This window comes from Leyella stercorea, from assembly GCF_021531655.1.
Genome location: NZ_JADYUF010000039.1, coordinates 12327 through 33207 on the forward strand (window position 1 = coordinate 12327; position 20881 = coordinate 33207).

At 51.5% G+C, this 20881-nt stretch carries 16 protein-coding genes; 6 read left to right on the plus strand and 10 right to left on the minus strand.

Annotated elements, in window-relative coordinates:
- Positions 1–21: 21 nt before the first annotated feature.
- From I6E49_RS10915 to I6E49_RS10945, 7 genes are all read right to left on the minus strand, one after another.
- Positions 22–1335, minus strand: a complete 1314-nt coding sequence (locus I6E49_RS10915; protein ID WP_235402307.1) for a hypothetical protein — start codon at positions 1333–1335, stop codon at positions 22–24.
- Positions 1336–1337: 2 nt separating this feature from the next.
- Positions 1338–2783 (minus strand): RagB/SusD family nutrient uptake outer membrane protein, encoded by a 1446-nt coding sequence (locus I6E49_RS10920; RefSeq protein WP_235402308.1) that lies wholly within the window; start codon positions 2781–2783, stop codon positions 1338–1340.
- A 19-nt stretch (positions 2784–2802) separates the two neighbouring features.
- Positions 2803–6195, minus strand: coding sequence for a SusC/RagA family TonB-linked outer membrane protein (locus I6E49_RS10925; protein WP_235402310.1), 3393 nt, complete (start codon positions 6193–6195; stop codon positions 2803–2805).
- A gap of 41 nt (positions 6196–6236) precedes the next feature.
- Positions 6237–7217: a hypothetical protein gene (locus I6E49_RS10930; RefSeq protein WP_235402311.1), complete on the minus strand. Its 981-nt coding sequence runs from the start codon at positions 7215–7217 to the stop codon at positions 6237–6239.
- 830 nt (positions 7218–8047) lie between these two features.
- The gene (locus tag I6E49_RS10935) at positions 8048–8752 is read right to left on the minus strand and encodes a hypothetical protein (RefSeq protein ID WP_235402312.1); all 705 of its coding nucleotides are present in this window, start codon (positions 8750–8752) and stop codon (positions 8048–8050) included.
- A gap of 96 nt (positions 8753–8848) precedes the next feature.
- Entirely contained in the window at positions 8849–10306 is a 1458-nt protein-coding gene (locus I6E49_RS10940; protein WP_235402313.1) for an aminoacyl-histidine dipeptidase, read from the minus strand.
- A 59-nt stretch (positions 10307–10365) separates the two neighbouring features.
- Entirely contained in the window at positions 10366–11364 is a 999-nt protein-coding gene (locus tag I6E49_RS10945; protein ID WP_235402314.1) for a lysylphosphatidylglycerol synthase transmembrane domain-containing protein, read from the minus strand.
- Positions 11365–11576: 212 nt separating this feature from the next.
- Here I6E49_RS10945 and rplS point away from each other — a divergent pair, with 212 nt between their 5' ends.
- Positions 11577–11939 carry a 50S ribosomal protein L19 gene (gene rplS, locus I6E49_RS10950; RefSeq protein ID WP_235402315.1) on the plus strand — a complete coding sequence of 121 codons (363 nt, stop codon included), beginning with the start codon at positions 11577–11579 and terminating at the stop codon, positions 11937–11939.
- A 78-nt stretch (positions 11940–12017) separates the two neighbouring features.
- Here rplS and I6E49_RS10955 read toward each other — a convergent pair whose 3' ends face one another.
- Positions 12018–13037, minus strand: a complete 1020-nt coding sequence (locus tag I6E49_RS10955; protein ID WP_235402316.1) for a DUF4435 domain-containing protein — start codon at positions 13035–13037, stop codon at positions 12018–12020.
- 228 nt (positions 13038–13265) lie between these two features.
- Positions 13266–14087, minus strand: coding sequence for an AAA family ATPase (locus tag I6E49_RS10960; RefSeq protein WP_235402317.1), 822 nt, complete (start codon positions 14085–14087; stop codon positions 13266–13268).
- A gap of 133 nt (positions 14088–14220) precedes the next feature.
- Here I6E49_RS10960 and I6E49_RS10965 point away from each other — a divergent pair, with 133 nt between their 5' ends.
- The 4 genes from I6E49_RS10965 (at position 14221) to cysK (ending at position 18905) form a co-directional block, all read left to right on the plus strand.
- Entirely contained in the window at positions 14221–15156 is a 936-nt protein-coding gene (locus I6E49_RS10965) for a DMT family transporter (protein WP_235402319.1), read from the plus strand.
- 291 nt (positions 15157–15447) lie between these two features.
- On the plus strand, positions 15448–16317 hold the full coding sequence (locus tag I6E49_RS10970) for an AraC family transcriptional regulator (protein ID WP_235402320.1): 870 nt from the start codon (positions 15448–15450) through the stop codon (positions 16315–16317).
- Positions 16318–16612: 295 nt separating this feature from the next.
- Positions 16613–17902 carry an O-acetylhomoserine aminocarboxypropyltransferase/cysteine synthase family protein gene (locus I6E49_RS10975; protein WP_235402321.1) on the plus strand — a complete coding sequence of 430 codons (1290 nt, stop codon included), beginning with the start codon at positions 16613–16615 and terminating at the stop codon, positions 17900–17902.
- A gap of 61 nt (positions 17903–17963) precedes the next feature.
- Positions 17964–18905, plus strand: a complete 942-nt coding sequence (gene cysK, locus I6E49_RS10980; protein ID WP_235402322.1) for a cysteine synthase A — start codon at positions 17964–17966, stop codon at positions 18903–18905.
- A 30-nt stretch (positions 18906–18935) separates the two neighbouring features.
- Here the strand turns inward: cysK and I6E49_RS10985 are convergent, their stop codons facing one another.
- Positions 18936–19076, minus strand: a complete 141-nt coding sequence (locus I6E49_RS10985) for a hypothetical protein (RefSeq protein ID WP_235402323.1) — start codon at positions 19074–19076, stop codon at positions 18936–18938.
- A 378-nt stretch (positions 19077–19454) separates the two neighbouring features.
- Here I6E49_RS10985 and nhaD point away from each other — a divergent pair, with 378 nt between their 5' ends.
- On the plus strand, positions 19455–20819 hold the full coding sequence (nhaD, locus tag I6E49_RS10990) for a sodium:proton antiporter NhaD (protein WP_235402324.1): 1365 nt from the start codon (positions 19455–19457) through the stop codon (positions 20817–20819).
- The last annotated feature ends 62 nt before the right edge of the window (positions 20820–20881 follow it).

Sequence of the window (20881 nt, forward strand, 5' to 3'; positions counted from 1 at the left end):
CTTCTGTTTTGTTTTTTGAAGTTATTGCTTTTCTTGGGGTTCATCCGCAGGAGCAGTAACGCCGTCGGGGAAGAGACTCGGGGCTTTCTGCTTGAATATCTTGTAGAATTCGTATATCACCTGCTCACCCATGTACGTCCAGTTGAGGTTAGCATCAGTGTCCCACATCGGCGTATTTGTCATACTGGCATCGTCCCATATCAGCTTGACGGGGAACAACTGGAAGGGTTTGAAGCCATCGACACTGCTGCTGGCAATCTGAAGCATCTTCTTATACTTAGCCTCCGAGTATTCGCCGTAGTACTTCTTAATCATAGGACCGGTCAGACTGTTGGTCCAGAATGCAGGAGCCACAACATCATAGTCCACTCCTTCAACCATCGGAACGCTGAATGCAGAGTTCAATCCCCAATAGCTATAGCCTTGTTCAAACTGATTATTGTAATTCTGAAGCATCAACAGCACAGCGTGCTTGTTGGATTTCTGCAACTCAGCTTCATCAGTCGAGCCGAGCACTTCATACTCGTTCTGAGTGGTTAAGCCCAACTTCAATGCAAATTTACCGAATCTCCAACCGTCATAATTGCCGAAATACTTGTCCTGAAGGTCACCCCAGTAATCTGGTTTTTGGTATTCGCTCCTGAACTCAGTATCGTCGAGGAACGGAATATCATAAGGAATCGCCTCTGTAGGATGAGCATTGTGCCAATCGCGCACAGCGTAAATCAGACGCGGATTGTACTGATTGCTCTGCTTATAGCTGTCGTCGCTATAGAAAGCAGCATTCTTCAGAGTCTTGGCAATGAACTTATACTTCTCGGCAGTCCACTCGCCGTAGTATCTGTCAGTCCAATTGTCGGGACGCTCATATACCTCCTTGGTGTAGATTACGAAGCTGTTGAAGTCCTTCATGCTCTTGTCAGCCTGCTCGAAGGTTATCTTCACGGCATAGGTAGTATTCTCCTGAGTGGGACGAGCCACTTTCACCTCAACCGTCTTGTCGTACTCGCCAGCCTTGACTTCGATTGTAGGCAGAGTCACCTGCGGCATTTCATAGCCCTCAACCGGCTCAGCCTTGAGCTTGATAGAAGTAGTCTGCTCGGGCAGATGGCCCAGCAATCGGATCTTAAGGGGCACATATCCCACCTCCGGATCGGTCACGATAGAGTCGGCAAAGTTGATGGTAGCAGTCATGTCGTCAGCCGAATTGTAGTTGAAGTAGTATCCGTCCGACTCACCACCAAACAATGTAGGGTCTTCCTGACTGCAAGAAGCCATGAGCGCACCTACTGCCATCAGTCCCAATATGTATGTTTTATTGATACGTAATTTCATAATTAATCATTTGAAGTGTTGTTTGATTCTTCATCAGTCCAGCCATATTCCTTCTCACGGTCGGGCAATGGGAACACATAACGCTGCTCGTTCATGGTGACTATAGCGTCGGTATTAGCCTCGTGTGAGTAGTCGAGAGTCCTGATGCCATGATGCTTGAGGAAGTAGAAGTACTGGCCCTCGGCATAGAACTCCTTGCGATACTCCTTGCTCAGAGCCTCGGTGCGAGCCGCATCGTTAGCGAAACTGCTGTAGGCGTTGGAGCGTGAGATGCCGCGATGGCTTCTTACATTATTAATATATTGCGGAGCATCGCTCAGAGGCGACATTTCGCATAGGATGTAATACATCTCCGGCAGACGTACGAGAGGAATGATGCTCTGGTCGTTCTTGAGATACTTGCGTGTGATAACGCGGCTTACGCCGTCGTAAACATACACACCTGCACCACGACGGGCACGGAAGTCGGCGTCGCGCTCGTTGCCTTCAGCCTCAAAAATGCGCTTGTAGTTCTGCAGACTGATCCAATACTGAGTGGTAAAGTCGGGACCTTCGGCGAAGTAAGAAGAGAAACGGTCGCTCATCTTATACTTGTAGATGGCAAAGAGGGCCTCGTCGAACTGTGCAGGGTCGTTGGAATTGGACGTCTGGAGCGTAAGTCCGCAATGGTTTATCACCTCATTGGCGCAGCTTATTGCATTCTCGGCATCGCCGGCATAGCAATATACACGTGCCTGGAGGGCCTTCACGGCATAATAGTTCAATCTGTAGCGGCGCTCGTTGCCCGAAAGGCTGGTGTTCTTCTCAAAAGCGAGATACTGCTCAGCCTGCTTCAGGTCGTCGATAATCTTGCCCACAATGGTCTCAGCCGCAAGTCGTGGCTGCTTGGTGTTGTCGGCCACCACACGATAAGGTATGCTCAGATTCTGCTTACCAGCCTGATAATCCATCGGACCCCATGCACGCAGCAGGTCGAAGTGGAGGAATGCACGCATGGCATAAGCCTCGCCATAATACATGTTGCGTGTCTGCTCGTTTCTGAGCACGCGCTGTCCGTTCTTGTTGAGCCACTTCATGAAGTTGTTGGTATTGGCTATCACGTTGTACGACTTTTCCCAAATGGCAGCCATGCGCGCCTTGGTGCTGTAGCCTTGCGACTCCTGCGTATACTGATAGATAGCTTCGCGGTCGGTGGTTCCGTCGGGAATGCGGTCGTAAAGTTGTGCCAGCTGGTCGATAAGTCCAAACGACATGTCGTGACCGTAGCAGTCGTCGTCGGTCAGGAGTATGTAGATACCGGCAAGAGCACTCTCAAAACCTTCGGGAGTTTCGTAAAGCTGTTCCGCCTTGATATTGGTCTTAGGGCTCACGTCAAACCAGTCTGAGCACGAAGTCAGACACAGTACTGCCAATGCAAGAGCACCCGTATATAATGATTTCAGTTTCATAGTGTACACCTTATATATATTATTTGAAAATGAGTGACAACGACAGAGTGTACGAACGTGCGAACGGATAGTCGAGTCCACGCTCCATCTTGACACGCGAGATACGGAACAGGTCGTTGGTAGTGAAGTTCAGAGCCAGCACGTCGATGTTCAGCTTGCGCAGGAAGTTGAATTTCTCGTAGCGCATACGATAGCCGATGCTCATGGTAGACATCTTCAGTTCGTCGTCGTCCATGATGAATCGTGTGCTCTGTTCGGTCTGGCTTGCTGTGGCATCGAGCGAGAACTTCTTGAAGTAAGTCACGTCGCCCGGCTTCTGCCAGCGGCTCGACATGGCACGGCGGTCGAGGTTGTAGGCTATGTTGCGGTTTTCGATCTTGTCGACGAGTGTAGAGTTGTACACGATGCCGCCGAACTTATAGGTGAAACCTACGTTGAAGCTGAGGTCCTTGTAGTTGAGCGAGCTGCTGATAGTGCCGCTGAGCTTCGGGTTGGTGTCGCCGACGGGCACCTTGTCGTTGCTGTTCCACTCGAATGTCTTCTGTCCGTCGCGTGTGAGGAACACCTCCTTGCCCGTGATGGGGTCGATGCCCAACGAGCGTACGGTAAACAGAGTGGTGGTAGAATATCCCTCCTGCAGCACTGGGAGCGGAGCACCCTTCGAAGCGAGCTGGCGCTCGTTGATCTTCTGCAGATAAGCCGATATCTTGCGTATCTTGTTCTTGTTGTGGTTGGCATTGGCGTTGATGGTCCAGTAGAGCTGCTTGCGTATGTTCTGGTAGGCAATCACGTTCAATGTCACGTCAAATCCCTGGTTCTGCAACTCGCCGGCGTTGATGTTCTGCGAACTGAATCCTGTAGACGGAGCCAGGTCGTACTGTGTCATCATCTGACGTGTGATGTTGTTGTAATAGTTGAATGTGGCGTTGATGCGGTTCTTCCAGAAGCCTATGTCTACGCCCAGACTGAACTGGTCGGTCTTAGCCCATTTGAGGTCGGGATTGTTGAGTCCCTGCAGCACGGCACCCAGTGAAGCGAACGAGTTGTAAGGCTTCATGGTGTTGGTGAAGGTATAGAACTCAAGTGTCTCGTACGGGTTGGAGCTTTGTTCGCCCGTAATACCGTATGTGGCGCGGAACACGAGGTTGGAGATACGGCCCTCGAGCCACTTCTCGCGATAGGCATTCCAGCGTACACCGGTCGACCAGAACGGAGTGAAACTGTTGTTGGCGTAGCGCGACGAGTTCTCCTCGCTCAGGTTGAAGTCGAACGAATAGCGGTTGTCGTAGCTGTACGACACCTGTCCGATGAAGCTCATTGAGCGCGAGAGCGACTCCGATCCGCTCGGATTGGTCGACATCTTGTTGCCGAAGATGAAGTCGTCCATGTGGCGGTCGGGATAGCCTGTGGCTGAGAGGTTGACGTAGTTGTTGCGGTCTTCGCTAACGGTCCAGTTGGCAAGCATACTGATGAGGTGCTTGTTGATTGGGAGGTTGTAGTTCAGTCCCAAGTTGCTCGACCACGAGGTAGACTCACCCGTGTTCTTGCTGTAGCTACCCTTCAGCGTCTTGTCTGTCTCGTTGGCAAAGCTGGTGTGGTTGGCAGGCAGGAACTTCTCAGTACGTGCGGTGCCGCGTGTGTACTGCAACGACTCGGTGAGGCGCAGGTTGTCGAGAATCATATACTCGAAGTTAAGGCTGCTGGCAATGCTCAGGCTGCGCTGCAGGTCCTTGATGCCGATGTTTGAGTTGTACAGCGGGTTGGTCACGGTAGTACTGCCGGCTGCCGTGAAGTTGTCGAGTATCTGGTCGTAAGTGCCGTCGTCGTTGGTCATACGATAGTAGGGGTTGGCCTGGCTGAATGCCGAGAAGTCGCCATAGGGCGAGTTGTTGCCCGATGTCTCGGTCAGGTTGATGTTGGCACCCACTGTGACGCGCTGCTTGCGGTAGCTCATGGTGAAGTCAACGCCCTTGGTATTGTTAGACGAACCCTTCATTACACCGGGCTGGAAGCCTGCGTTGACGCCCAGGCTGTAGCGGAATATATCGGTACCGCCGGCTGCTGTGAGCGAGTGGCGCGACTGAACTGCTGTGCGCAAGGGCTGCGAGAGCCAGTAGGAATCGACACCTGCCAGCACGTTGCGGCGCAATGAGTTGTAGCGGTTCATGCTTGGCACGCTGTTCTTGTCGTATACGCCTGCCATCCATTCTGCCTGCAATTTCTCGGCAGCGTTCATCATATTGTAGTCGGTAAGGTCGGGCGACTGAAGAGTCATCGTACCGTTGTAGTTGACCGAGAGCGCTCCGTCGGGAGCCACCTTGGTAGAGATTACGACGACGCCGTTGCTCGCCTTAGAGCCGTAGATGGCTGTAGCGGCGGCATCCTTGAGGATTGTCACCTCGTCGATGCGCTCCGGATCGAGCGAGAGGATGCGCGTCATAGGCACGATGAAGCCGTCGAGCACGAAGAGCGGAGTGTTGGGTCGGCTCGACACGTTGTCGAGGAGCAGGTCCATAGAGTTCATGCTCGATGTAGAACCCAGCGACTGGTCGCCGCGCATCTGGAATTCGGGCTGTGAGTTAGGGTCGGAACCGTTAGAATTGTTTTCTTTCACCTTGAAGCTGGGATCGTAGAACTGGAGGCTCTTCAAGATGTTGTTAGGGTTGATTTTGCGCAACTCGTCGCCCTTTACCGATACATAATTACCTGTAAAGCTCTTCTTGTTGCGGCGACTGATACCCGTAACCACCACCTCATCCATATTGGTTGCGTTGGGTGCGAGGCTTATGTTCATGTTACGGTTGGGTCGAAGTATCTGGATAGATTTGGTTTCGTAGCCGAGGTATGAAATGCTGATTGACGACTTGCGGTTGACGCGCAAGCTGAACTTACCGTTCTCGTCGGTGATACATCCCGTGCGTCCCTTCTCCTTGGTGCCGTTGGTCACCGATACGGTGGCTCCGATGAGGGGCTGCTGGTTGTCGCCGCCCACTACAACGCCGCCTATTACGAACGACTGGGCGTTGTCTTCCTGCTTCTCGTAGGGCGAGATGATGATGGCGCGATGGCCGCCTTGATATAGGATGCGTACGTTCTGGTCGCCTATAAGCTCGCCAATCACCTTGTCGAGCGGCTTGTCCTTAACGTTGAGTGTTGTCAACTCGTTGATGCCTACAAGCGTGACACCCTGGAAAACCAGGTCGGCTCCCACCGATTTTGCCACCTTGCTGAGCACATTTCCCAACGTCTCATTACTGATGCGCAATGTCACTGGGTCGTTTTTCCATCCGTCTTCCGTCGGGCGCACATTCTGCGCCGTGGCGGTAGAGGTCGGAAGAATCTGCATGGGTAGTCCCCCGCTTAAAAGCATGGCGCACAGTCCACACTTCAATAAAGACTCTCTCTTGTTCATGGATACTTTTTATATAATCTATTAAATTATTCTTTGAGGCATTACTGCATTATAGCATCTATGATTTCAGCATGGCGCTTGTCTACGCAATACTTCTCCTTAAACTGCTTGATGAGGGGTTCTATACGTTCTATGTCCTTGCCTCCCTGTATGTAATTGGTGATAATGGAATACAAAACTGCGTCGCGGCACGCTCCGTCGTAGAACGCTGCCAGCTGCTCGAACATGTCCTCAATCTTGTCGGGACGCTGATAGGTCTCGCCCTTTTCGTGTGCCTGCTTGCTCTTGGTGTAAGCCATGTTGAGCAGAAGGAACGAGCAGTAGTCGGGACAGCTCAACGATGCCATGTCGCCGCGAAGCTTGGTTCCGTCCATAAGCTTCCAGTAGTCGCCTACACCCTGCTGGGCGATGGGCAGCTTGCGGGTTTCTTCGTACATCGGGGGATATTCTACGAACGAGATGTAAGCCAGTCCTTCGCTCTCGGCTGATACGTAATTCACCACGTCGGCTGCCACCTTGCCCTTCGACTGGGCTACGAGCTGGCGTGTCTGGTCAAGGAGTTTCTTAGAATCATTGATACGGTCGGCAGGCTTGACGTCTACTACGACGCACGCCAGAAGCTGCAACTTGTAGCGTATAGAGCGTCTGTAGGCGGCAACAGCAGCGTAAAGCTCGTTGTCGGCAACTGCCTGCTTCGAGCCGCTGAACTTCAGTTCATTCACCTGCTTGCCCTGATACTGTATGTCGACATGCAGACTGTCGCCCGGCATGAGCAGCACGGTAGTGCGTCCGTTGACAATCATCGCTACAAGGCGGTCGGTGTCAAACGCATAGACATGCTCCTCGCCTGGGTTGGCGTGAAACTCCTGACGGATGAACGGACTCTGTACACAGTCGAAATAAACCATGTCACGCTTGTAGCCATCAATAGTGGCGCTCAATACGGTGCGCTTGTTCTGCGCAAAGGATACAACGCTGGACAAACATAGAAGTCCCAACGCCATGATAATTTTTTTTGTCATTATGAAATATTGATTATTAGTTATTGCTTTAGTAATAAAACCTTTATCGGAATAATACACCAATTAAACTCTGCAAATGTACACTTTTTTGGTTGTTTACACAAGAAATATGTATATTTATTTAATTTTGGTTCAATATTTATATAAATAGGTGGGAAGAAGGGAAATCCGCCGGATTTTCAAAAGGAGTCCTTTTGCACTTCAAAAGGGGTCCTTTTAGGAGGCAAAAGGAGTCCTTTTGGAAGGCAAAAGGGCTACATTTGTAATGCAAAAGGAGTCCTTTTTCACGGAGCTTTGTAAATGGCTGATTTTCAAGGGATATTTTAATGGAAATCAGTCGTTGTCGTTTAATTAAATAAGGTTCATACGAAATAGGGAGTGATACGAATGTTTTAATTAAGTCAAAAATACAGGAGTAAGGTGAGCCAAAACTCAATTATATGGGCTGAAAGCCCAATAAGCACATAGCTCAAGGCAGCGCCTTGGGTGTACAGATAGATAAAACCAAAACGCCCTGCAAGGGCAAAAGCATTGATTATTAACGCTTTTGCCCTTGCAGGGTGCTTTGGTTTAGGCGGCTTTTTACCTCAGGGCGTTGCCCTGGGCTATGTGCTTCTGCCCCATTCGGGGCGTGCTACTTAGACTTTTGACACATTCTACTGAGCAAGCAGCGGTGCTGAAAACAAATTAAAAGAATGTATTGTCCAACTGCTCAGGCTATGGCGGGGACGCCATAGCCTCCTACTATTAGCATAAGCAAATCATCCACATACTTGAATTTCTATTATTGTCACTCGAAATGTAGGATGAATTTTAAATCAGCGGTTGCACTATTCTGCTGCAACCTTCTTAAGTGTTTCGAGCGGTTTGCCATCAAACTTATACTTCCATACGTCGGCTGTATCGACATATTCAGCCTTGTAGAGCTGCACTTCGCCTTCTTTAAGGCGGAAAGCGTAAGCTATGTTGTCGGTGAAGATGACGCTGTCGTTCATGTCAAGCGACTTGCCTACGCCATACTTCTCCTCGGTGCCGAGACCCTTGCGGCGTACGGTGTTGCCACGGAATATCCATTTGCGGCCCGAGAGGTCGCGATAGACGCCCTCAAGCTGGCGGTACACGCCTATCTGCTGTATGCTGTCGAGCGCCGGCAGAGCCTTCGCCTGCATCTCATTGCGTGAGGCGAGGTGCAATCCGTCAATCACTTCAAGCCGCATCTGCGTGCGGTCGTTGGCTGTAAGCACAATGGTGTTGCCGTCGAGAGTCCATGTTCCGGCTACGCTGTCGGTGGGTTGGTTGTCGGCAATGGCAGGTACGAGCCACTTGCCGTCCTGCATGAGCTTCATCTCCATGCCACCCTCGTGGAGCGTTCCGCCCCAAAGATGCCAGTATGACGTGCTGTCTTCAGCCACATACACCTCACGTCCGTTCTGCCAAACCGATCCGTTCGAGAGCGACGACTGCTCGCCTTTGCCGCCGCACGAGAACATGGCAGCCACGGCTACGAACATAATGGGAATGAATGATTTTCGCATAGTTTGATGGTTTTTTGAAAGGTTTGTATGATAAAAAGAGGGCGTGACAAGACACTCGGAATCCGATTGTGTCTTGACACGCCCTATCTTATGACTTTACTTTACCGGAGCTTCTGCCATTGTCTTCTTGAGCAGTTCCCAGAAAGGAGCTACTGTAGAGATGAGGCAACGCTCTGTTGTGGTGTGCGGCGAACGCATTGTAGGACCGAGCGAAACCACGTCGAGGTGCGGATATTTGCCCAGGATAACCGAGCATTCCAATCCTGCATGGTCAACCTGCTCGATTGCGTCCTCATTGAACAGTTCGCGATAGTTCTTTTCGAGCAAGTGGAGTATCTCGCTGTCGGTGTTGGGGTCCCAACCTCCGTACTCTCCGCTCATCTCAACCTTCATGCCTGCCATCGAGAATGTCGACTCAAGAGTTGTGGCAATGTAGTCGCGCATGCTCTCTCTTGACGAACGTGCGAGCAGCTTGAAGTAAGCGTGGCCGCCATTGATGTCGATAATGGCGAGGTTTGACGATGTCTCCACTACCGACGGGAACACCGGAATCATGCGGAGCACACCGTTGTGGCATCCGTAGATGGCGTCGAGCAGATTGTCCTGAATCTCCTCGGGCACCTCAGTTGCGGGCGTTTCAACGTCCTCAGCGAAGAACTGTATGTTCTCTTCGATGGTGCGATACTCGTTGTTGAACAAAGTGCACCACTCGGCTACGGCTTCCTTCAGAGCCTCAACGTTCTCCTTCGGCAGTGTGAGCACAGTCTCGCACTCGAACGGTATGGCGTTGCGCATGTTGCCGCCGTGCCATGTGGCGAGGCGTGCTCCGTACTCGGCGATTGCCTCATGTACAAAACGTGCCATGAGCTTGTTGGCATTGCCGCGTCCCTCGTTAATCTCCAAGCCCGAGTGTCCGCCCTTCAATCCCTTGATAACAACCTTGACGGCAGCGTCGTCCTTGTCGGTCTCCACTTCCTTATATTCGAGTGTGGCTGTGATGTCGACACCGCCTGCCGAACCGATAACGAACTTGCCCCATGTCTCAGAGTCTAGATTGAGCAGAATATCACCGTTGAGTTCGCCCTCGGGCAGGTCGTTGGCACCGAACATACCAGTCTCCTCGTCGGCAGTGATGAGTCCCTCAACGGGTCCGTGAACGAGGGTCTTGTCCTCCATAACGGCCATGATGGCAGCCACACCGATACCGTTGTCGGCGCCGAGAGTGGTTCCCTTAGCCTTAACCCATTCGCCGTCTACGTATGTCTGGATAGGGTCGGTCTCGAAGTTGTGTGTGCTCTCGTTGCTCTTCTGAGGCACCATGTCCATGTGAGCCTGCAGAATGATGCCCTTGCGGTTTTCCATTCCTGGAGAAGCGGGCTTACGCATCACTATATTACCAGCCGCATCCTTGAATGCCTCAACGCCTACACGAGCGGCAAACTCAAGCAGCATGTGCTGTACTTTTTCAAGATGTCCAGACGGGCGCGGCACCTGTGTCAGTGCGTCAAAGTTGCGCCAGATACATTCGGGGTTTAGGTTTTTGATTTCACTCATAACAATTGTTTTTATTAGTGATTAAAAAAATAGTAGTATTTATTGTTTATACTTTATTCCTATTGCTGTATTTTCCGCTTGCGCATGAACGAAAGCGCAGCCCAAGCCCATACGCCCATCGCCACCACAAGCAGCGTCTGCACGCTGTGGACGATGAGCACGAAGTTGAGAGCATCGGTATCGCCTACTCCATACAGCAGCAGCATCGTCTTCACGGCAAAGTGCCACGGACCGGCTCCGTTGGGTGTCGGCACTATGACGGCAATGCTTCCGACGATGAACGTAACCATTGCACACGACAAGCCAAGCCCTGAGGTGGAGTCGAAACAGAAAAACGTGAGGTAATAATGTAGGAAATAACACGCCCATATGGCAAGCGTGAAGACGACGAAGCGCACGGGACGCTTCACATTGCGTATCGACATTATGCCCTGCCAGATGCCTTGCACCGTGGCTTTCACCTTATTATATATAGCAAACCTACGCATAATGTACCACGCCAGAAGGCATACAGCCAGCCCGCAAACGGCTGTCACGATGTAGCCAGTAGTGGTAAATCCCGCCAGAAGGGCACCGATGTTGGTGCCGGTGCGGTCGAAGAATGTGTTGAAAACGCTGAACTGGCACAGCATAGTGACAACGGCTATGCCCATGAGCAGCGCCGAATCGATGGCACGCTCTACCACTACCGTGCCCAAAGCCTTGGGAAACGACACACCGTCGTAACGGCGCAACACTCCGCATCGGGCAAACTCGCCTATACGGGGCACTACAAGACTGACAGCATACGATAGGAATATGGAGTAGACACTGGTGGATGTGCGGGGATGTTCGCCTACAGGTTCGAGCGTAAGATGCCATCGCCAGCCGCGAAAAGCCTGCGCCAAGATGCCGAACGGGAACGAAAGCAACATCCACGTCCAGTTCATTTCGTGCAGCAAGACACGCTCCACCTGGCGAAAGTCAAAACCTCGATACATCCAGTAGAGTATCAATCCGCCAAGCAGCAGCGAGAGTGTCACCTTAAGTGAGTCGTTTATGATTTTTTTGAACTGCATATGTATATGCAAAAATACAAAATTGTTTTATGACACGACTGCTAAAAGTCTAAAAATATGTTTTTAGGGCTGTATTTTCTTGTAAATGCTTGTGCGTTAACGAAAAAAGTCGTAACTTTGCACCCGCTTTTCGGCGTAACCGATGACGGGAAGAAGAGTTGCCCATTATGTTGCGCGAGAACGATAAAACAAATTTAATTATCAAATTAACAATGGATTTAATTAAAGTTGCTGAAGAAGCATTTGCAACCGGCAAGAAGTTCCCTGAGTTCCGTTCAGGTGACACTATCACAGTCGCTTACAAAATTATCGAGGGTTCAAAGGAGCGTATCCAGCTCTATCGTGGTGTAGTTATCAAGATTTCTGGCCACGGTGACAAGAAGCGCTTCACCGTTCGCAAGATGTCAGGTACTGTTGGTGTAGAGCGTATCTTCCCGATCGAGTCACCCAACATTGAGAGCATTGAGGTTAACAAGCATGGTAAGGTACGTCGCGCTAAGCTCTACTACCTCCGTAACCTTACTGGTAAGAAGGCTCGCATCGCTGAGCGTCGCGTTAACACAACCAACGCTTAATCCGTACGGACACCTAACTCGAAAAGAGATAAAAAAGGATTTTGCACGCAACCGCGTAGCAAAATCCTTTTTTTTATTTCAACTCTCAACTGAAGTTTCTTTTTCCTCCAGATACCGCTGAAGGTCTTCCACTATGCTCTGATATTGCGGCGACGACACATAGCCTACGTTGCGGCGCAACACGAATTCAGCCTCACCGACGCTCGACGAGTAGCACGACAGCTCGTTGCGCTGCTGTGTTGCGTGCACACTTTGGGCTGAAATCTCGCGCTCACGTTCGCGTATCAGCTGATTGCACACCTTCCTTACGAGCGGCACCACAATCTTGTCGAACAGATGATGACCCTGAATGTACATGTAGGTCATGTCGGGACGCACGCCGAGCCGACGCAAATCGTCCTTCACCGCAGCATAACTCTCGCGCGCACCGGGGTGCTGGCGTTGCAGCGTCTGAACCTTGTGGCCCACACGACGACGCAGACTGACAAGCGCCTGCTGGCTGTTTTCGGGCGAAATGTTGCCCATCTCGATGATGTGAAGGAAGTCGCTTATGGCAAAACGGGGCGTTGCACCGGTGCGATACGACCATATATTCCACACAAAGAGCGGGAAGATGGCGGTGGAGAAGTCGCGCAAGAACGCCTCAAAGTCGAACGACTGGCGGTCGTTGAGCGCCACTGCCACGCAAACGGCATGCAGCGACGGAGCGTAACATTGCATGTTCTCGATGGCGTAGGCGTAAGAATGGAATATGTAAGGATTGTTGAGGATGGTCTTGGACGACCCGCTGGCACCCTGTTCGAGGTAGTCGTAGTCGGCATCGACGCACGCTATCATGTCGCGCCCTACTCCGCCGGCTGCAATAAGGCTCATAATGGCAGCCTTCTTGCCTCGTTCCAGGTGGTCGAGACGCGACGGCAGCATCACCTCGAAGTAACGTTCGGAATTCTCAAAACGCGAGAGTACCGACCGCCAGAAGAATATGTCGTCGTAGCTCTCGACATAAGCCACGATGCGACGGCGCGCCTGACGCGAGCTAAGGCGGTTTGCCGCCTCTACATATTGCGACGTTATACTGTCGCGCAAACGTTTGGCCATAATCCGAGTTTTGAATTTTGAGTTTTGAGTTTTGAATTGTTCTCGGCTGCCGCCTGCGATTATGAATTTTGAATTTGGAGTTTTGAATTTTGAATTATCGGCAAAGCCGATTTTGAATTATTCAATTTTGAATTGACAATTCATAAATCATCAATTCAAAATCGCAGGCGTAGCCGAGAACAACTCAAAATTCAAAATTCAAAATTCCTAATTCCGACATGGCGGCTCTCAGTCTGTAATGTCGCTCACTTCGGTAACTCTGTCGGCCCATCCGTTCATTATCACGGCTGGCGAATGTGTGGTCAAGATTATCTGGACGTTAGGATTGAGCGTGAGGATAAGGTCGATGAGCCGCTGCTGCCAGTCGACATGCAGACTCACTTCGGGCTCGTCCATAAACAGGACGTAGGGCAACTGGTCCTCGACGAGCACCGTAAGCAGGATTACGAGCATCTGCTTCTCGCCGCTCGAGAGCTGATACGGACTCAGAATCTCGCCAATTTGCGAGAACCGTATTTCGTTTTCGGTGCGTATAATGGTCTTGCCCGTCTCCGAAAAGAGGTCGTCGATGAGGTCCTGAAACGTCTTCTTCGGAGCCGAGATGCGCTGCGCTTCGAGTGCAGCATCGGGACGTCCGTCTTGCAGACACGCGATGATGCGGTTGCCGATGTTGACCTGATAGTCGAGATATTTGCGCTGAAGGAAGAATAATTGCATGTCGAGTTCGGTGGCAAGATCGCTCAACGAGGTGTTGAGCTTGTTGACTGCGTCGAGATTCCAAAGCGGTCGGTCGAACGAACGGATAACGTCGTAGCGTATCCACTTGGCATCGTCGGGCTGCACCTTGAGCCTGACGCCCTTGAGCATGTGGCTCGGAAACTCGCCACCGGCAGCCAATCCCTTCACCACCTTATTCAATATAGTGCTCTTGCCCACACCGTTTATGCCGCTGAGGATATTCACCTGGCGGTCGAGATTCCACACTACGTGGCGCTTGCCGCTCCACAACGAGTCGATCTCTATCTGTTTAATGTATTCGGCGTATTTCATTTACATATATATTTAAGGTGTGTATTCGTTTTACAAATATATGAAATAAATTGATACATTGTATTCACATAAAACGATATTTTTATACCTTTGCACCCGTATTTGGTAAAAGGGATAACAGAAAAGGCAAAAAATGACATTCAAAACGGACAACAAACGACCTCTGATAGCACACTTATGCATACTCATGGCATGCGTCATGTGGGGACTGATGTCGCCCATCGGCAAGGACGCGATGCAACACGGCATGGACAACATAAACCTTGTTTTTATGCGAGCGGCTGGAGGTGCATTGCTGTTCTGGCTCACTTCGCTGCTGTGCAAGCACGAACACATGCCCTGGCGCGACGTATTGGCGATGAGCGGAGCCGGACTGCTGGGACTGGTGGGCAACCAGTGCTGCTTCACCATCGGACTTAGCATCACCACTCCTTCAAATGCCAGCATCGTGACAACGTCGCTGCCCATCTTCGCCATGATACTCTCGGCGCTTATACTTAAGGAACCCATCACCGGAAAGAAAGCCCTTGGCGTGGGCATAGGCTGCTCGGGCGCTCTGATACTGATAATGTCGAGCGCAGCGGCACACGATTCGCGCATCGGCGACATACGCGGCGACCTGCTGTGTATCTCCGCCCAGCTGTCGTTTGCACTCTACCTGGCGCTCTACCGGAATGTTCTGCGCCACTATTCGCCCATCACCGTGAGCAAATGGATGTTCACCTGGGCAACAGTATTGCTCGCCCCGTTTATGCTTCCGCACGCTGCGCACACCGACTGGAGTCTCGTCACGCCCGGAGCGTGGGCAGGCACGGCATTCGTAGTGTTCTTCGGCACATTCATAGCCTATCTGCTCATGCAGACAGCACAGAAGACTCTGCGCCCAACTGTAGTGAGTATATACAATTATATGCAGCCCGTGGTGGCTGTATCGGTGAGTCTGGCAGCCGGAATGTGCGTGTTCACATGGAAGCAGGCACTCGCCGTGGCACTGGTTTTCAGCGGAGTATGGCTTGTGATAAAGTCGAAATCGCGCCACGACATCAACACACAGAAAGCAGCAGAATAAAAATGGGGTGTTATTCGCCGCCGAACAGCACTACAAAAGGATTGGGCAAAGTGACAGAACAGAATAGGCTAAGAGCAAACAAATTGCAATATATAGTTTACAAAACGTCACAAACAGCATTTGTCTTACATAAAATATGTTGAAAAGGATGTATATTAAATGTTAAAACCGAATAATTCACGATTAATAATCGTAAATTTGCACTATAAAGTACATCCCTAAATCCAGTATTAGACAATAACCCGGCACCGTCCGGCATTAAAAAACCTGAAAATAATATCAAAATAAAATATGGACTTGTATAACTTCGACTACAAAAGAATGAAGCCTGCCGAACAGCTTCCACTGCACAAGCAGGACACATGGGAACTGACGTATGTAACTTACGGCAAAGGCAAACGCATACTGGGCGATACCGTTACGGATTTCACCGAAGGCGACCTTGCATTCATTCCGCCACATATACCCCACTGCTGGAAGTTCGACTACGACCACACCGACGGCGAGGGACTCATCGGACACTACACCATCACATTCCGAACTGAGTTTATCGACCGCTGCACAAGCGCGTTTCCCGAACTCACCGAGCGTCTCGACCAGCTCAAATCGATATCGTCGGTACTCTCGTTCGACCCCAACACCACTGCCTTGATAGCCGACATGCTGCGCAAGATGGCACACGAGGAGCGCACAGAGCTGCTGCCCTACATGTTCCGTCTGCTCCTGCTCATATCAAAACGCGAGCGCGACGCCGTAGTAGTGGGACGCACTCCCGAGGCCGACCGCACATCGGAGCGCATCAACAAGATAAAGGATTTCTCGCAGAAGAACTTCGCACGCACCATCACTATCGACATGATAGCCGAGCACGTAGGCATGAACCGCTCGTCGTTCTGCACCTTCTTCAAGAAGGCTACGGGCCAGACCTACATAACATACCTCAACAAACTGCGCGTCGACCGTGCATGCAGCCTGCTGCGCCAGGGCTCTTTCAATGTGACAGAGGTGTGCTACATGGTAGGATTCAACGATGTGCCTTACTTCAACCGCTGCTTCAAGAACAACCGCGGAATGTCGCCTAAGGAGTATGCCGACGGCGTAATATCAAAACGCCAGGTGCTCACCACACGACAGATGGTGCCCGAACAGAAAATAAAATAGCTGGCGTAAGCACAGTAATACAACAATAACACATAGCAACAAAAACAACATTGCCCTGCACAGCAAGCGTGCGGAAAATGTTGTTTTTGTTGCTTTTTTATGCCTTAAACTTACATATTTATACAAAACCAGCCAATATACCACAATTGTGGTATGCCATATAACCTATTTGTGCTATTGTATGGCACACATATTTGCCCTAACTTTGCAACCATGAAAACAAGAAGCCGACACAGACTTGCTTCAGAATCTTCATAAAGTAAAACACATTTATAAAAAAGAAAGGGCAAACACCATGAGCAACAAGAAACTTCACTTCGAAACACTCCAATTGCACGTAGGACAGGAAAATCCGGATCCAGCTACCGACGCACGTGCCGTGCCTATCTACCAGACCACATCGTACGTATTCCGCAACTCGCAGCACGCTGCCGACCGATTCGGACTGCGCGACGCCGGCAACATCTACGGCCGACTGACCAACTCCACACAGGGTGTATTCGAAGACCGCGTGGCTGCCCTTGAGGGCGGTGTGGCAGGACTGGCAGTGGCATCAGGAGCCGCAGCCGTGACCTACGCTCTGCAGAACATACTGCAAATGGGCGACCATATCGTAGCCGCCGACAATCTGTACGGAGGTTCGTTCAATCTCATCACACACACGCTGACCACACAGGGCATCAGCAACACCATCGTCAACGTCAACGACCTTGAAGCGCTGGAGGCTGCCATTCAGCCCAACACCAAGGTGGTTTATGCCGAGACATTCGGCAATCCCAACTCAGACGTGACCAATCTTGAGGCAGTGGCAGCCGTAGCCCACCGCCACAACATACCCTTCATCGTAGACAACACATTCGGCACACCTTATATAATACGTCCGATCGAGCATGGAGCCGACGTCGTAGTGCACTCAGCCACTAAGTTCATAGGCGGCCACGGTTCGAGTCTGGGAGGCGTAATCGTAGACGGCGGCACATTCGACTGGAAAGCCAATGCCGACAAATATCCCACACTCGCCAAGCCCGACCCAAGCTATCACGGTGCGATATTTGCCGACGTTGCAGGCAAGGCTGCCTTCGTGACACGCATCCGCGCCGTCATACTGCGCGACACCGGTGCCACCATCTCGCCGTTCAACGCATGGATACTGCTGCAGGGACTCGAAACTCTGTCGCTGCGCGTAGAGCGTCACGTAGAGAACGCGCTCAAGGTGGTGAAGTATCTGGCTGAGAACCCCAAGGTGGAGAAGGTGAACCATCCGTCGCTGCCCACTCATCCCGACCACGAGCTGTACGAGAAGTACTTCCCCAACGGTGGCGGTTCGATATTCACATTCGAAATCAAGGGCGGCCAGGAAGCCGCATGGCGATTCATCGACCACCTCAAGATATTCTCGTTGCTTGCCAACGTGGCTGACGTAAAGAGCCTCGCCATACACCCGGCTACAACCACCCACTCGCAGATGTCGCCCGAGGAACTGGCGCAGCAGCACATCACACCCTCGACAATACGTCTGAGCATCGGCACCGAGCACATCGACGACATCATCGACGACCTGCAGCAGGCGTTCGACGCGATTTAGGCAGGCGTATGATGCAACATAAAAAGCTAACGACAACAACAAATTAAAACAGAGAAGAACTATGATTGCAAAAAAGCTGACCGACCTTATCGGCAAGACACCGCTGCTCGAACTTGGCACCTACTCGGCCAAACGCGGCATTGAAACGGCAATATTAGCCAAAGTGGAATATTTCAATCCGGGCGGAAGCGTCAAGGACCGCGTGGCTCTGGCCATGATCGAGGATGCCGAACGGAAAGGACTGCTCAAGCCCGGAGCCACAATCATAGAACCTACAAGCGGCAATACCGGTGTCGGACTGGCACTGGTGTCGGCCGTGAAGGGATACAAGCTCATTCTGACAATGCCCGAAACTATGAGTGTGGAGCGCCGTAACCTTGTGAAAGCTTACGGCGCTACCGTAAAACTCACGCCGGGCAAGCAAGGAATGGCGGGTGCCATACAGGCTGCCGAAGAACTGCGCGACGCTACTCCGGGCAGCATCATCCTGCAGCAGTTTGTAAACCCAGCCAACCCGCAGGCTCACTACAACACTACGGGGGTGGAGATATGGGAGCAGACTGAAGGCAATGTGGACATATTCGTGGCTGGTGTGGGCACCGGCGGAACGCTGTCGGGCATCGGCAGACGACTGAAGGAGCATAATCCCAATGTCAAAATAGTGGCTGTAGAGCCGGCATCGTCGCCCGTACTGAGCGGAGGCAACAGCGGACCGCACAAGATTCAGGGCATAGGAGCAGGCTTCGTGCCCAAGACATACAATGCCGACATAGTGGACGAGGTGCTCACCGTGAGTAACGACGACGCCATTCGCACCGGCCGACAGCTCGCAGCTGAGGAGGGACTGCTCGTCGGCATCAGTTCGGGAGCTGCCGTATTCGGTGCCACACAACTGGCTCTGCGACCCGAAAACCGCGGCAAGCGCATCGTGACACTACTGGCCGACACGGGCGAACGCTATCTGTCGACAGTGCTGTACGCATTCGACGAGTATCCGCTCTAAAGTGTTCTTTAGCTCGCTCAGCAGGGTATGTCAAAACTCAACCATACGGGCTGAAAGCCCAATAAGCACATAGTCCGAGGCAGCGCCTTGGGTGTACGGATTGAAAACAGCAAAACGCCCTGTAAGGGCAAAAGCATTGATAATTAACGCTTTTGCCCTTACAGGGCGCATTGTTTTTGGTGGCTTTTTACCTCAGGGCGTTGCCCTGGGCTATGTGCATCTGCCCCTTCGGGGCGTACTGCTTAGACTTTTGACATACCCTCCTCCTATTGTTTTTCAAAAGGACTCCTTTTGCCCTTCAAAAGGACTCGTTTTGCTCACTAAAAGGACTCCTTTTGCCGACCAAAAGGGGTCCTTTTGCATGCTAAAAGGGCTACATTTGCAAAGTGAAAGCAAAGTCATATAAAAATCACATGAATATTATAGTACAAATACTTTTGTTTGAGGTTTTTTGTATAATTTTGTAACGGCGTGTAAGCAGAGCAATTTCTGCCGGCACGCCATTAACCAGAATAACAAAAATACAAAAAACAAAGACAACAAAAATCTATGACAACTTTAACTCTCGCTATTGTCGTCGCCTTCGTACTGGGATACGCCTGCATCGCCACCGAAAGTCTGACTAAAGTGAACAAGGCAGCCGTCGCGCTGCTTATGTTCGTTGTGTGCTGGACGCTCTATATGTTTGATCCGCTGCAGTATCTCACACTCATGCACACGGAATACACGGGCGGCATAGCCGGAATGGCCGAGAAGGTGACCACCATCATCCAGGAGCACCTCGGCGACACCTCGACTACGCTGTTCTTCCTTATGGGTGCCATGACAATCGTTGAGATTGTCGACCAGAACGGCGGCTTCAACTGGGTGCGCGGAGTGATGAAGACCCACTCGAAGCGCGCATTGCTGTGGCGCATAGCGTTCATGACGTTCATTCTTTCGGCCATTCTCGACAACCTGACTACAAGTATTGTGATGATAATGATTCTGCGCAAGCTCGTGGCAGACAAGCAAGACCGTCTGATATACGCCTCGCTTGTGATTATAGCAGCCAATTCGGGCGGCGCATTCTCGCCCATCGGCGACGTCACCACTATCATGCTGTGGAACAAGGGTCTGATTACGGCAGCCGGAGTTATCATGGAGATTATCGTTCCGTCGCTCATATCTATGGTCATACCTGCATTCATACTGCAATATCATCTTAAAGGCGAACTGCAAATGCCGCAGATGAAGACCGGTGCCGGCGAGTCAGTAGGCGACTTCACCGACACACAGCGCAAGGCAGTGTTCGTCATCGGTGTAGGCGGACTGATGTTTGTGCCTATATTCAAGAGCATCACCCATCTGCCTCCGTTCGTCGGCATACTGCTCGTGCTCGGCGTATTGTGGACCACTACCGAAGTGTTCTACCGCCACTTGCACCGCGGACACGACGACGAGGGCACACAGAAGCGCGTGAGCAACCTGCTTTCGCGTGTCGATATGTCCACCATCCTCTTCTTCCTCGGCATCCTCATGGCTGTAGCCTGCCTCTCTGAGGTTGGCGTCCTGGCAGCCCTGGGCGAAGGACTGAACACAGTATTCGACGGCAACCACTATCTCGTGACCGGTATCATCGGCGTTCTGTCGAGCATCGTGGACAATGTTCCGCTCGTGGCAGGCTGCATGGGCATGTATCCCGTTGCCGCTACCGGCGACATGGCGGTTGACGGCATCTTCTGGCAGTTGCTGGCTTACTGTGCCGGCGTGGGCGGCTCGATGCTCATCGTAGGTAGCGCAGCCGGAGTAGTGGTTATGGGTCTGGAGAAGATCACCTTCGGATGGTACATGAAGAAGATCACATGGATCGCTTTCGTGGGCTATCTCGCCGGTATCATCAGCTACTACTTCATCAGAACGTTTGTGTTCTAAGTAGGATAAAGCCCAACAAAGCCCTACAAAGCCAATCCCCACAAAGCCCCACCCCCAAAAAG